At 74.0% G+C, this 13696-nt stretch carries 13 protein-coding genes; 5 read left to right on the forward strand and 8 right to left on the reverse strand.

Annotated features, from left to right (window positions below; genetic code table 11):
* Positions 1–73: 73 nt before the first annotated feature.
* Both AMK29_RS23640 and AMK29_RS23645 read left to right on the forward strand, forming a co-directional pair.
* Positions 74–1570 (forward strand): FUSC family protein, encoded by a 1497-nt coding sequence (locus AMK29_RS23640; protein WP_073817169.1) that lies wholly within the window; start codon positions 74–76, stop codon positions 1568–1570.
* A gap of 103 nt (positions 1571–1673) precedes the next feature.
* Positions 1674–2729: a lactonase family protein gene (locus tag AMK29_RS23645; RefSeq protein WP_073816315.1), complete on the forward strand. Its 1056-nt coding sequence runs from the start codon at positions 1674–1676 to the stop codon at positions 2727–2729.
* A 108-nt stretch (positions 2730–2837) separates the two neighbouring features.
* Here AMK29_RS23645 and AMK29_RS23650 read toward each other — a convergent pair whose 3' ends face one another.
* Positions 2838–3761: a sirohydrochlorin chelatase gene (locus AMK29_RS23650; RefSeq protein ID WP_073816317.1), complete on the reverse strand. Its 924-nt coding sequence runs from the start codon at positions 3759–3761 to the stop codon at positions 2838–2840.
* Positions 3762–3811: 50 nt separating this feature from the next.
* Complete coding sequence (locus AMK29_RS23655; RefSeq protein ID WP_079197090.1) at positions 3812–4924, reverse strand: N-acetylglucosamine kinase; 1113 nt, start codon at positions 4922–4924, stop codon at positions 3812–3814.
* A gap of 278 nt (positions 4925–5202) precedes the next feature.
* Here AMK29_RS23655 and AMK29_RS23660 point away from each other — a divergent pair, with 278 nt between their 5' ends.
* Positions 5203–5880, forward strand: a complete 678-nt coding sequence (locus AMK29_RS23660) for a uracil-DNA glycosylase (RefSeq protein ID WP_073816319.1) — start codon at positions 5203–5205, stop codon at positions 5878–5880.
* A 68-nt stretch (positions 5881–5948) separates the two neighbouring features.
* Here AMK29_RS23660 and AMK29_RS23665 read toward each other — a convergent pair whose 3' ends face one another.
* The gene (locus tag AMK29_RS23665; protein ID WP_073816321.1) at positions 5949–7031 is read right to left on the reverse strand and encodes a WD40/YVTN/BNR-like repeat-containing protein; all 1083 of its coding nucleotides are present in this window, start codon (positions 7029–7031) and stop codon (positions 5949–5951) included.
* A gap of 103 nt (positions 7032–7134) precedes the next feature.
* Positions 7135–8220 carry an NADH:flavin oxidoreductase/NADH oxidase gene (locus AMK29_RS23670; protein ID WP_073816323.1) on the reverse strand — a complete coding sequence of 362 codons (1086 nt, stop codon included), beginning with the start codon at positions 8218–8220 and terminating at the stop codon, positions 7135–7137.
* 124 nt (positions 8221–8344) lie between these two features.
* Between AMK29_RS23670 and AMK29_RS23675 the strand changes: the two genes are divergently transcribed.
* Positions 8345–8731, forward strand: a complete 387-nt coding sequence (locus tag AMK29_RS23675) for an ArsR/SmtB family transcription factor (protein ID WP_073816325.1) — start codon at positions 8345–8347, stop codon at positions 8729–8731.
* A gap of 21 nt (positions 8732–8752) precedes the next feature.
* On the opposite strand, the gene AMK29_RS23680 is transcribed toward AMK29_RS23675, so the two are convergent.
* Positions 8753–9400, reverse strand: coding sequence for a DUF305 domain-containing protein (locus AMK29_RS23680; RefSeq protein ID WP_073816327.1), 648 nt, complete (start codon positions 9398–9400; stop codon positions 8753–8755).
* A 284-nt stretch (positions 9401–9684) separates the two neighbouring features.
* Here AMK29_RS23680 and AMK29_RS23685 point away from each other — a divergent pair, with 284 nt between their 5' ends.
* Complete coding sequence (locus AMK29_RS23685; protein WP_241845696.1) at positions 9685–11115, forward strand: LVIVD repeat-containing protein; 1431 nt, start codon at positions 9685–9687, stop codon at positions 11113–11115.
* Here the strand turns inward: AMK29_RS23685 and AMK29_RS23690 are convergent.
* From AMK29_RS23690 to AMK29_RS23700, 3 genes are all read right to left on the reverse strand, one after another.
* Entirely contained in the window at positions 11094–11765 is a 672-nt protein-coding gene (locus AMK29_RS23690) for a TetR/AcrR family transcriptional regulator (RefSeq protein WP_073816332.1), read from the reverse strand. The genes AMK29_RS23685 and AMK29_RS23690 overlap by 22 nt on opposite strands.
* A 129-nt stretch (positions 11766–11894) precedes the next feature.
* The gene (locus AMK29_RS23695) at positions 11895–12578 is read right to left on the reverse strand and encodes a phosphatase PAP2 family protein (RefSeq protein ID WP_073816334.1); all 684 of its coding nucleotides are present in this window, start codon (positions 12576–12578) and stop codon (positions 11895–11897) included.
* A 169-nt stretch (positions 12579–12747) separates the two neighbouring features.
* Entirely contained in the window at positions 12748–13683 is a 936-nt protein-coding gene (locus tag AMK29_RS23700) for a M56 family metallopeptidase (protein ID WP_073816337.1), read from the reverse strand.
* Between the last annotated feature and the right edge of the window lie 13 nt (positions 13684–13696).

Below are 13696 nucleotides of genomic sequence, written 5' to 3' on the forward strand. Positions count from 1 at the left end.
CCCGGGGAGCCTCGTGCGGGGCGAGGAGACAGAACAAGGGGGGCGGGATTTGGCCGCCGTGCAGAAGTACTTCATGGCCCCTGACCCGGGACGCGTCCGGCTCAGGGTCTCGCTCCGCGCCGTCCTCGGCATCACGCTCGCGGTCGCCCTGGCCGAACTGCTCGGCCTCTCCCTGACCGCCTCCATCACCGCCGGTCTCGCGGCCCTCCTCGCCCTCTTCACCGTGGCCGACCCCACCGTCCGCCGCCAGGCCGTCACCACCGCCCTGCTGCCCGCGGTCGGCTTCCCCGTCCTCGCGCTGGCGACCGTCCTGCACGACGCGCCCCTGCTCCGCGACACGGCCTGGCTGCTCGTGGTCTTCGCCGGGGTGTACGCCCGCCGCTGGGGGCCGCGCGGGCACGCCCTCGGGATCTTCGCGTTCATGCAGTTCTTCGTCACGCAGTTCCTGCACGCGCTCCCCGCGCAGCTCCCCGAGCTGTACGCGGCCGTCGGCCTCGCCCTGCTCGCCGTCGGGGCCGTCCGCTTCCTCGCCTGGTGCATCGAGCGGCGCGTCCCGCCGCCCGCCGCGCCCGCCCCGCTGCCCGGCACCGGCCTGGCCCGCCCCACGACCCGCCAGGCCTTCCAGGCCACGGCCGCCTGCGCCGTCGCGCTCGCCGCCGGCCAGCTGATCTCGCACGAGCGCTGGTACTGGGCCGTCGGCACCGCCTGGTGGATCTTCGTCAACACCGCCTCGCGCGGCGAGACGCTCGTCCGCGGCTTCCGCCGCGTCCTCGGCACCGTCGCCGGCATCGCGGCCGGCCTCCTCATCGCCGTCCCGCTGGGCGGGGCGACCGCCCCCACCGCCCTGCTCGTCGCCGTCTGCGTCTTCGGGATCTTCTACACCGCCCCGCTCTCGTACAGCTGGATGATGTTCTTCGTGACCGTCATGGCGGGACTCCTCTACGGACTGCTCGGCGTCCTGCACCCCGGGCTGCTGCTCCTCCGCTTCCAGGAGACCGCCGTCGGGGCGATCGGCGCGGTGATCGGCGTGGCCCTGCTGCCGGTGACCACGCACGCCGCCACCAACGCCTGGATCGAGCGGGCCGTGACCTGTGTGCACACCTGCACCACCGCCGCCGCCCGGCGCCTCGCCGGCGACCCGGGCGTCGACCCGGCGCCGCACGCCGCCGAGCTGGAGGTCCTGCTCGGCCGGGTCCGGCTCTCCGTCGCCCCGCTCGTGCATCCGCTGAGCCCGCTGCGGGCCCGCAAGGCCCGGGCGCGCCGGGTGCTCGCGCTCCTGGACGACTGCGCCCGCGAGATCCGGGGCCTCGCCGCCGTCGCGGCCGACCCGGACGCCTCGCACGACGCCCGGCTCGTGGCCGCCGCCTGGCGCGTCGAGGCCGCGGTCCACGCCCTCGTACCCCCGGCGGAGCCGGTCCGGACGCCGGCGGCCGAGGCCCCCGGCGTGCCGCACCACCACCCCGGCGCGGAGGCGGCCCTCGGGCATCTGCACGGTCTGGAGCAGGCCCTCGTCGGCCTCGCGGCACCTCTCCGGACCTCGCACCGGGCCCCGCTGGTCCCGGCGGCCTGACGCGCCGCCGCCCCGCCTCCACCGCTCTGGTCTAGACCGCCTGCTACCGTCGGCCGGACGCAGGCCGGTCGACCACGACCGGCCCGGGGAGAGGGGAGGCGCCATGGGCGGCACAGGGACGGTTCAGGGGCGGAGCGCGGTGCGGGCGTACATCGGCTCGTTCACGTCGGCCGGCGGGCGGGGCGTCCTGGCCGCGGACGTGGACGAGGAGACCGGCGCCCTGACCGTCACCGGCGGCAGTGACGCGGTCGCCGACCCCTCCTACCTCGCCCTCGCGGGCCCGGTCCTCCACGCCGTCTCCGAGACCGAGGCGGGGGCCGTTGCCTCCTTCGACGTCACCGGCCCCGCGCCGCGGCCGCTGGGCGCGCCCGTCCCCGTCGACGGCGCGGCCCCCACCCACCTCGCCGTCACCGCCGGCCACCTCCTCACCGCCAACTACACCGGCGGCAGCGTCACCGCCCTGCCCCTCGCCGAGGACGGCACCCCCCGGCCCGCCACGTCGGTCCTGCGCCACGCCGGCAGCGGACCCGTCGCCGCCCGCCAGGCGGGCCCGCACGCCCACCAGGTCCTCCCCGCCCCCGGCGGACGCTGGGTCGTCAGCGTGGACCTCGGCACCGACTCCGTACGGATCTGCGCCCTCGACGCCGACACCGGGGCGCTCCGCCTCCACGGCGAGACCGCGCTCCGCCCCGGCACCGGCCCGCGCCACCTCGCCTTCCACCCGGCGGGCACCCACGCGTACGTCCTGAACGAGCTGGAACCCACCCTCACCGTCTGCCGCTGGGACGCGGCGGCGGGCGTGCTCGAACCGCTCGGCGAGACCCCCGTCGTCCCCGAGGACGCCACCGGCCCCAGCCACCCCTCCGCGATCGTCGTCGCACCCGACGGGCGCTTCCTGTGGGTCGCCGTCCGCGGCGACGACACCCTCGCCGTGCTCGCCCTCGCCCCCGACGGCGCCGAGGCCTCCCTCGTCGCCACCGTGCCCTGCGCCGGCACCTGGCCGCGCGACCTGACGCTCGCCCCGTCAGGACGGCATCTGTACGCGGCCAACGAGCGCTCCGGCGACGTCACCTGGTTCACCCTCGACCCGGAGACCGGAATCCCCGTACGGGCGGGCGCGATCGAGGCCCCCGCGGCCTCGTGCGTGGTCTTCGGCTGACCAGGCGCACCCAGCGGGCCGGCACGCACCCGTACGCCGAAGGGCCCGCACCGGACATCCGGTGCGGGCCCTTCGGCGTACGGGCGGGGTGACGCGGCCTCGGGGGCCTCAGAGCGCCGGGGTGCCCTGCGGCTGCTGCGGCGGGATGCCCAGCGCGGACGTGTACTGCGAGAGCACCAGCTTGCCGATCGCCGGGTAGGCGCCCAGGGGCTCGGCCGCGGCGCACCCGGCCTCCTTCGAGGCCACGTCGAGCAGACCCTCGGCCAGCTCCGGGCCGATCAGGTACGGCGCGAGGGCCAGCTGCTCCGAGCCGGCGGCGCGCAGCTGCTCGGCGATCGAGGCGATCGAACCCTCCTGGTCGAGCGCGGCGGCCATCACCGGGACGGCGAGGCGCGCGGCGAGCAGCATGCCGGTGATCCCCGCGGCCTGCACGGCCTCCTCGCCGCCGACCGTGGCCAGGATGATGCCGTCGGCGGCCGTGGCGACCGTGAAGAGCCGGGCGCGGTCGGCGCGGGCCAGGCCCGCCTCCGAGAGACGCACGTGCAGCGCCTCGGCGAGCAGCGGGTGCGGGCCGAGGACATCGGTCAGCTCGGCGGTGTTGCCGGCGTCCATCACGGCCTGGCGCACCTGGCGCGTCTGGGCGCTGTCGGGGCCCGCGAGCAGCGGCACGAGGACCGCGGCGGGGCCCGTCGGGGCGCTGACCTCGCGGCCGGCGGCCAGGGCCAGCTCGTACCGCTGGGTGCGCATCGCGGAGGCGGACGTGAGCACGGTCGCCAGCGAGGGGTACTCGGTGTCGTCGCCCTCCAGGAAGCCGATCAGGGCCTCCAGGCCCGGCAGCTCGGAGCGGGCGATGCTCACGACCTCTTCGGCCAGCGAGCGTATGGCGGCGGACGGCACGCCGGGCACAGCGAGAACCAGTGCGGGAGCGCCCTCGGGCGCCGCCGCGGGTTCGGGGCGACGGTGCCGCCCGGACTGACGGGGTCGAGGCATTCGTACAGGCAGGCCGGAAGCAGGCCCAGTGGGGGAGCTCATGGCGCCGCATGCTACTGGTTTCGCCCGGAGCGCCGTCGGCTGAGGTGCGGTCACGCGCCTTCTGTCCCCGTATGTCCCCCCTGGTTGTGGCCCCGGCCGCCATCGGGCGCCCGGACACCGCCTCCCACCTGGGCGGATGCCTCCGGCGCCGAGAGCGCCACGCCGTCGAAGAGACGCAGCAGCGAGGGGTCCTCCGGCAGCCGCAGCGTGCCGGTGGCGAGCGCAGCCGCGAGCGCGACCGCACCGGCCGCCGGATCCCCCGCCGGGTCCACGGCCCTGGCGTGCGGGATCCGCTCCCCGAGCGCGGCGCGCAGCGGTACGAGGAGGGCGTCGCCCATCTTGAACAGGCCTCCGGTCAGGGCCACCAGCGCCCCGGGGCCCGCGGGGCACGCCGCCTCGGCGGCTTCGGCGATGTGACCGGCCGCCCGCGTCAGGATGTCCGCCGCCACCGGGTCCTCCGCGGCACACCGCCCGACCTCGGGCGCGAACGAGGCCAGCACCGCGGGCCGGTCCGTGCGCGGGTAGAGCGCGCCCGGCAGCCCGGCCGCCGGCCCGAACAGCTTCTCGGCACGGGCCAGGAGGGCCGTGGAGCCGCCGCGCCGCCCGTCGTACGCGCGCATCGCCGCCTCCAGGCCCGCCCGGCCGATCCAGGCACCGCTGCCGCAGTCGCCGAGGAGGTGGCCCCAGCCGTCGGCCCGCCGCCAGGCCGTGAGGTCCGTGCCGAGCGCGATCATGCCGGTCCCGCCCGCGACGACGGCGCCCGGCCGCTGTCCGAGGGCCCCGGCGTACGCCGTGACCGCGTCGGCCGCGAGCGCGAGCCGCCCCGCCCCCCACGCCGCGGCGAAGGCGCGGGGCAGCTCGGCCCGCAGCTCGTCCCCGAGGGTCGCCATCCCCGCGGCGCCGACGGCCGCGGCGACGACCGGCCGGGCACCGTGGGGCGCCGTCAGGGCGTGGACGGCGGGCAGCACCTGGTCGAGGAAGTGCCGGGCGGAGATGCCGCCGGGACCGGTGCGCACCGGTTCACGGGAGACGTGCGTGCCGAGGACGACCCCGGTCTCGGCCTCGGCCAGGGAGATCCGGAGCCCCGAGCCGCCGGAGTCGACGCCGACGACGAGGCCGCCGGTCGGGGCGGCGGGGCCAGGGGACTCGTGCACGGAAACCACGGTGGACCGTCCTCGCGTCGGTGGGTGGACAGGGGGCGGAGTCTAGGCCGTGTCCGGGAAGCAGCGCCGTCCGCCCGCGGGGCGGGGCACGCGGCGTCTGGTGCGTGCGATCGCAAGGCGGAGGGTCGCCCTCGTGCTGGGCGTACTCGGGAGATCCCGACAACGCGGCGAGCGCGCGTGCCAGGCGTCGCGAGCCAGGCGGGACTTTCCGGACACGGCCTTGGGGCCGGGGAGAGGACCGGGGTGGGTGTCACCGTAGGCCGGTAGAGTGACGGACCGTGACAGCGCGACCGTTGAAGGAACTGGTGGAGCCCGGCTGGGCGGAGGCCCTGAGCCCCGTCGCGGGACGGGTGGCGGAGATGGGTGACTTCCTCCGTGCGGAGATCGCCGCCGGCAGGACGTACCTGCCGGCCGGACAGCACGTGCTGCGGGCCTTCCAGCAACCCTTCGACGAGGTCCGGGTCCTGATCGTGGGTCAGGACCCCTACCCCACACCGGGGATGGCGATCGGCCTGAGCTTCGCGGTGGCCCCGGAGGTCCGCTCGCTGCCGGGGAGCCTGGAGAACATCTTCCGGGAGCTGCACACGGACCTCGGGATGCCGAGGCCCTCCAACGGCGACCTGACCCCGTGGACCCGCCAGGGCGTGCTGCTGCTCAACAGGGCGCTGACCACCGCCCCGCGCAAGCCGGCCGCCCATCGCGGCAAGGGCTGGGAAGAGGTGACCGAGCAGGCCATCCGCGCGCTGGCCGCCCGTGGCAAGCCGCTCGTGTCGATCCTGTGGGGCCGCGACGCCCGGAACGCCCGCCCGCTCCTCGGCAACCTGCCGGCGATCGAGTCCGCGCACCCGTCCCCGATGTCGGCGGACCGCGGCTTCTTCGGCTCGCGGCCCTTCAGCCGCGCCAACGAACTGCTCCTGGAGCAGGGCGCCCAGCCCGTGGACTGGCGCCTGCCCTGACGGTGCCCACCGGCGCGGCGGGCGGGCGGGTGGAGCCCCCGCCCGCCAGGGGCTCCGTCCCCACGGGTTCAGATCACCGCCGCCCGGACGCACAGCACGTCCGGCAGGTGCCGGGCGAGGAGCTGCCAGCTGTCCCCGTCGTCCGCGCTCGCGTACACCTCGCCGTTGCGGTTGCCGAAGTACACGCCCGCCGGGTCCGCGTCGTCCGTGCACAGCGCGTCCCGGAGCACCGTCCCGTAGTGGTCGGCCTCCGGCAGCCCCTTCGTCAGCGGCTCCCAGGTGGCCCCCGCGTCGGTCGTGCGGTAGACCCGGCACCGGCGGCCGGCCGGGACGCGGTCGGAGTCCGCGGTGATGGGGAAGACATAGGCGGTGTCCGAGCGGTGCGGGTGCGCGGCGACCGCGAAGCCGAAGTCGGAGGGCAGACCGGCCCCGATGTCGGACCAGCTGGCGCCCGCGTCGTCGCTGCGGAACACGCCCCAGTGGTTCTGGAGGTAGAGCCGGTCCAGGTTGCCCGCGTCCTGGGCGATCTTGTGGACGCACTGCCCGAACTCGGGGTTCGGGTCCGGCAGGAACACCGCCGACACCCCCTGGTTGGAGGGCTCCCAGGCGGCTCCGCCGTCCCGTGAGCGGAACACGCCGGCGGTGGACACCGCGACCGTGAGCGCCTCCGGGTCGCGCCGGTCGGTCACCACGGTGTGCACGGCCTCGCCGCCCCCGCCGGGCACCCACGCGGAGCGGGTCGGGTGCTCCCAGAGCGGGCGGACGAGCTCGAACGACTCCCCGCCGTCCGCCGATCTGAAGAGCGCCGCCGGCTCCGTCCCGGCGTACACGACGCCGGGGGAGTGCTCCGGCGCCGGGTGCAGCTGCCAGACGCGCTCCAGGGAGGCACCGGTGTCCTCGGGGAACTTGACGGCGGGCCGCGCCGGTTCGGTCCAGTTCCTGCCGAGGTCGTCGGAGTGGAAGACGGACGGCCCCCAGTGGGCGCTGTCCCCGCCCACGAGCAGCCGTGGGCCCGCTCCCCGCTTGTCGATGGCGACCGAGTAGACGGCCTGCGCGGGGAAGGCCGGATCGTCGAACTCCCATCGGCCGTCGTGCCTGCGGCCGATGAAGAGCCCCTTGCGGGTGCCTACGGTCAGGAGTACGTCGGGCATGGCTGCCTCCAGGACGCCGTTGTCGCGGATACGGGCCAGTCTGCACCCGGCCACTGACAACGGCCCCCGGACACTCCCGCGCCCCGGGTCCCGAAGCGGGCGGTCAGATCGCCCAGGCGTACGGCGCCGGGGCCGCGTGTGTCGAAGCGCCCAGTTCACGGGCGGCGCGGCGGGCCCAGGAGGCGTCGCGCAGCAGCTCGCGGCCGAGGAGGACCGCGTCGGCCTCGCCGTTGGCGACGATCTTCTCGGCCTGCCCGCTCTCGGTGATCAGACCGACGGCGGCCACCGGCAGCCCGGTCTCCGCCCTGACCCGGGCCGCGAACGGCACCTGGTACCCGGGGCCCAGCGGGATCTCGGCGGGACCGCCGTTGCCGCCGCTGGAGACGTCGAGCAGGTCGACGCCGTGCTCGCGGAGGAGAGCGGCGAACCGTACGGTCTCGTCGACCGTCCAGCCCTGCTCCGCCAGCCAGTCGGTGGCCGAGACGCGGAAGAAGACGGGGAGTTCCTCGGGCCACACGGACCGGACGGCGTCGACGACCTCGAGGGCGAGGCGGGTCCGGTTCTCGAAGGAGCCGCCGTACGCGTCCGTGCGGTGGTTGCTGTGCGGGGAGAGGAACTCGCCGATGAGGTAGCCGTGGGCGCCGTGCACCTCGACGACCTGGAAACCCGCGTCGAGCGCGCGCCGGGCCGCGTCGGCGAACTGCCCGGTGATCTCCCGGATCCGCTCCACGGTCAGCTCGGTCGGCACCGGGTAGCCCTCGGCGAACTCGACGGGGCTGGGCCCGACGGGCTGCCAGCCGGGTCCGCCCTCGGGGACGGGTCCCCGGCCCTCCCACGGGCGCCTGGTCGAGGCCTTGCGGCCGGCGTGGCCGATCTGGATGCCGGGCACGGTGCCGTGGTCCTTGAGGAAGGAGGCGATCCGGCGCAGGCCCTCGGTCTGGGTGTCGTTCCAGAGGCCGAGGTCCGCGGGGCTGATCCGGCCCTCGGGGGCGACCGCGGTCGCCTCGACGAGGATGAGTCCGGCGCCGCCGGTGGCGCGGGCGGCGTAGTGGGCGAAGTGCCAGTCGGTGGCGACACCCGCGTTCGGGCCGGTCATCTCCGCCGAGTACTGGCACATGGGCGCCATCCAGACCCGGTTGGGCACGGTGAGGGACCGCAGGGTGTAGGGCTGGAACAGGGCGACGCTCATGACGGACTCCGTTTCGGGATGCCTCGAAGGACGCTAGTACGGTACCCATCGTAGTACGGCGCCTGTCAAACTACGAGAGTTCTCGTACAATGAGCGGTATCCCGGATGAAGTGGAGCCGCCGCCATGACGACCGCCACCAGCCCTCGCGCCCTCGACCATCCCGCGCGCGACCGGATCCGTCTGGAGGCGGTGCTGCACGCGCTCTCGGACCCGGTGCGCCTGAGCATCGTGCGGGACATGGCGCGCGAGGGCGTCGAGCTGAGCTGCTCGTACTTCGACCTCCCGGTGACCAAGTCCACGTCGACGCACCACTTCCGGGTGCTGCGCGAGAGCGGCGTCATCCAGCAGGTGTACCGCGGTACGGCGAAGCTCAACGCCCTGCGCGGCGACGACCTCGACGCGCTCTTCCCCGGCCTCCTGGACGCCGTCCTCGCCGCCGCCGGGGCCCAGGCCGACCGCGAGGACGGGGCGCTCCCCCAGGAGGCCCAGGGGGAGGCTCAGGGGGCCTAGGGGGAGCCTGGGGGCTGAGCCCTACAGCGACCGCATCCTGTTGATCTCCGAGGTCTGCTGGGCGATCACGTCGTTCGCCATCTCCTCCACGAGAACGTTGTTGCCCTCGCTCAGCACCTCGGCGGCCATCGTCACCGCCCCCTCGTGATGCGTGATCATCAGCTTCAGGAACAGCGTGTCGAAGGCCGCGCCCCTGGCGTTCCTCAGCTCCTTCAGCTGCTCCTCGGTCGCCATGCCCGGCATCGAGTGATGGTCGTGGCCCGGCTGTTCGCGCGGTCCACCGTTGTTCTTCAGCCAGCCTTCCATCGCCCCGATCTCCGGCTGCTGCGCCGCGGCGATCCGCTCGGCCACCTTCCTCACCCCGGTCGACCCCGCCCGCTGCGGGGCCAGCGACGTCATCGTCAGGGCCTGCCGGTGATGCACGATCATCATCTGCGCGTAGCGGAAGTCCGCGCTGTTGGGGCTCTCGTCCGGCAGCAGCCGGGCGGCCTCCTCCGGGGATATCCGCCGGGCCTGCTCACCGGGCTTGCCCGGTGCGACCACCGAGTTCCCCGCCGAGGCCTTCGCCTCGGGCGCGCCCTCGTCCGGCCCCGACTCGCAGGCGGTGAGGGCGAGTACGGCGACGGCGGACAGGGCCGCGGCCAGGACGGCTCGCTGACGGCGGATCAACAACGCGACCTCCAGATGTTCGTGCGGGGACAAGGACCGTTCCTAGCACTTTTCTCCGGGCCTTCAAGCAAAAACCTTCATTACATCTGCGTTGCCATCTGTTGAGATGTGCACGGCAAGGAAGATACTGCCGGGGTCCAACACCCGTTCAACGCTGAACGGATACCAGGGAGGACGGAGTGACTTCGTTGCGTACCCCGCGTACCACGTCCATCACGCGCGACCCGCGTGCACGGCTCAGACGCCTCGGCGTGGCGTCCGCCGCCGCCGGACTGCTCGCCACCATGCTCGTGGCCGGCCCCGCGGCCGCCACACCCGACCCCGGAGACGCGCCCGTACAGGGCAAGGTCTCCGCGGAGCAGGCCGCGGACGCGCGCTCCGCCATCCAGAGCGGTGAGATACCCGGCGTGGACGAGATCGTCCACAGCTCGAACATCGAGCACCTCGCGAACATCCCCAAGGACGCCCTCAAGGGCACCAACTCGGACCTGGCCTTCCAGGGCAAGTACGCCTTCGCAGGCAACTACGACGGCTTCCGGATCTTCGACATCAGCAACCCGAAGGCCCCGAAGACCGTCGCCCAGGTCCTCTGCCCGGGCTCCCAGAACGACATCTCCGTCTCCGGGGATCTCCTGTTCCTGTCGACGGACTCCTCCCGGAGCGACAACAGCTGCGCCAGCACCTCGCAGCCCGCCTCGGTCAAGGAATCCTGGGAGGGCATGAAGATCTTCGACATCAGCGACGTCGCCAACCCGAAGTACGTCGCCGCCGTCGAGACCGCCTGCGGCTCACACACCCACACGCTGGTGCCGAAGCGCAAGGACGTGTACGTCTACGTCTCCTCGTACTCGCCCAACGCCGCGTTCCCGGACTGCCAGCCGCCGCACGACGGCATCTCGGTGATCAAGGTCCCCCGCAAGTCGCCGGAGAAGGCCGCGATCGTCAGCTTCCCCGTCCTCTTCCCGGGCGAGGGCCCGGACGGCGGCGGCAACCCGGGCGGTCCCACCAACCCGGGCGTCTCCAAGACCACCGGCTGCCACGACATCACCGTGCTGCCGGAGAAGAACCTCGCGGCCGGTGCCTGCATGGGTGACGGCATCCTCTTCGACATCGAGGACCCCGAGCGCCCCCGGGTGATCGACCAGGTCCAGGACAACGTCAACTTCGCGTTCTGGCACTCCGCGACCTTCAACCAGAAGACCGACAAGGTCGTCTTCACCGACGAGCTCGGCGGCGGCGGCGCGGCCACCTGCAACGCCCAGGTCGGTCCGAACCGCGGCGCCAACGGCATCTACGACATCGTCGGCAAGGGCAAGCACCGCGACCTCGTCTTCCGCAGCTACTTCAAGATCCCCCGCCACCAGGCCGACACCGAGAACTGTGTCGCCCACAACGGCTCGCTGATCCCGGTCAAGGGCAAGGACCTCATGGTCCAGGCCTGGTACCAGGGCGGTGTCTCCGTCTGGGACTTCACCGACTCGGCCAAGCCCAAGGAGATCGCCTACTTCGAGCGCGGCCCCGTGTCCGCCACCACCATCTCCACCGGTGGCTCGTGGTCCGCGTACTACTACAACGGCTACATCTACTCGAACGACATCGCCAAGGGCTTCGACGTCCTGAAGCTCTCGGACCGTCGTACCGACCCCGCGAAGCGGATCCGGATGGACGAGCTCAACGTCCAGACCCAGCCGGACTACTTCGACTTCGACGACTGACCGGGACGGACAGGGCCGGCTGACGGCCTGATCGTCGGCGTGCCGTCGGGCGGACCCCCGTCCGGCGGCACGCCCGCCTCCCAGTCGAGGCCGTACCGGTGGAACAGCTCCGCCCGCAGCCGCGCCAGCGGCATCCTGGCGCCCGGCAGCAGCACCGCCACCACCGCGCCCATCAGCAGGGCGCGCAGCAGCGGATAGTCCGTGTCCACGTCCTCGGAGCCGTACCGGGTGACCGTGTCCCGCAGCAGGAACGCGAGCCGCTGCTGCTCCTCGCACTGCACGAACCCCTCGGCCTGCAGGATGCCCGCCATATGGGTCCGCATCAGGGTGGGCCGCTCCGCCGCGAGCCCCAGGATCGCGTCGATCGCGCGGGCCAGCCGCTCGCGGCCGTCCTCCGTGCGCGGCTCGCGCTCCAGCGCCTCCTCCAGGGTGAGGTGCATCAGACGGTGCACCGCCGCCTGCAGGAGCTGCCGCTTGCCCGGGAAGTAGTAGGAGATCAGCCCGCGCGCCGTACCGGCACGCTCCGCGATGTCGCCCAGGGTGGTCGATTCGTAGCCATGGGTGTCGACGAGCTCCACCGTCGCCTGCAGAATGCGCTCCCGGGATCTGCGTCGAAGCTCTTCATTGACCGATGGGCTACGCGGGGACATGCTGGACTCCTGCGTTGACTGGCTGCCGGCCAATATACTCGGCGCATCCCGTCGGCATGCCCGTGTGGCAGACCGCCGGGGATGCCGTCTGTTCTGGGCGACACGGGGGATCGTCCAGAACAGGCGGCTTCATCGTGTGTCTCCCATTCTGCTCCCGCCGTCCTCCCCGGCGCGGGGGTCGGCCGGGGCGCCGAGCCGCTCGCTCCTGCGGTACGTGAGGACCGCGACGGCCACGCAGCACCAGCCCAGGAGCCAGCCCGCGAGAACGTCCGAGAACCAGTGCACGCCCAGGTAGACGCGTGTCCAGCCGACACCGATCACGGACACGAGCGCGGCGGTCGCGAGCGTGCCCCAGCCGCGCCACTCGGGCCTCCAGCGCAGCGCGAGCACCCAGAGCAGCAGCCCGCAGGTGACCGTGGCGGCCATCGCGTGCCCGGACGGGAAGGCGGCGAACCGGGCCGAGTCGACCGGGTCCGCCCACTGCGGCCGCTCCCGCCCCACCAGCGCCTTCACTCCCTGCTGGATCGCCAGTGCCAGCAGGGTGGTCACGGCCACCCACAGGGCCGTACGCCGCTCGCCCCACCACCACAGCAGGACGACGGTCGCGGCGGCCAGGGCGCGCATCGTCACCGGGTCCCAGACCCAGTCGCTGAGGACCCGGTGGGCCCGGGTGAGCCCGGGATGGGCGAGGGCCTCGCGGTGGAGCGTCTCGGCCACGGACCGGTCGAAGGAGAGCAGTGGCGTCCACCCCGCGGCGACGAGGACGAGCAGGAGAACGGCCAGGGCACCGGAGATCACGGCGGAGGAGCGCATGAGGCGATCCTGCCCGACGAACGGCGATGCATGATCCTCCGCGCGCCACGCGTCCGCGACTGCTCGGCAAGGAGCTCCTGAAAGGTGTCACGGTGATCAGGCCGGGCTCGCGACGCCGGGCACCGCGCCTCACGCCGCTCCCTGATCCGGCCCGATCGACAGGACACCCCTAGCCCAGCGCGCTGAAGGCGGGGACGAAGGCGACCAGGACCGGGACCGCCGGCACCAGGGCCGCGGCGGCGGTGAGCCGGAGGCGGCGCCCCGCCGTCAGCCGGGGCGCGGCGGTCAGCAGACGGTTCACCCGCCGGGGCAGGTCGGCGTACGGGGCGGGACCGGGGCCGAACACGCCCCGGTCCTCGTTCAGTTCGACCAGCGCGAGCGCGATCGTCAGGCGCCCGAACCGGCGCGAGGCCACGTCGTCGGCGGCCAGCTCCACCAGCCGGTGCATCTCTCCCCGGAAGGCCGCGAAGACCGGGATGCCGGGGAACCCGGCGGCCAGCGCCGCCGAGCAGTGCAGCAGCCAGTCGTGCCGGGCGCGCGCATGGCCCTGCTCGTGCGCCAGGACCGCGTCCAGCTGACGCCCCTTCAGCCTCCGCAGCGCCGCCGTCGTGATGACCAGCTGGGGCGTGGGTCCCGTGAGCCACCAGGCGTCCGCCCGCTCGCCCTCGAGGACCACGAGACGTTCGCTGCCGGGCGCCTCCCCGGGCAGCAGGGGGGAGCGGACGAGCAGGTCGCAGCGGCGCCGGCGGCGCCGGGCGCGGGCCCGGCCGATCTCCCGGCCCAGCATCGCCCCGGACCAGACCCCGCCGGCCGCGAGGATCACCGCGAGGACCGCGGACCAGGGCCCGGTCGTGCCGAGCTCGTACGCGTCGACCACCGCGCGTGGCGCGGGGGCGAAGACCTGCCCCCGTACGGCCTGCCAGGCGGTCGACGCGCTGAAGGTCATGGAGAGTGCGAAGCTCAGCAGCACGGCGGCGACCGCGCACTGCCACACCCAGAGGGCCACCACGGGTTCTCGCTCCACCCAGTCCGCCCGCGAGAGCAGCCGGGGGGCCGCGAGGGCGGTCAGGACGCCGAGCAGGAACAGCGCGAGGGAGACCCACATGGGCGTCACCCTA

The sequence above is a fragment of the Streptomyces sp. CB02261 genome, assembly GCF_001905665.1.
GTDB lineage: Bacteria > Actinomycetota > Actinomycetes > Streptomycetales > Streptomycetaceae > Streptomyces.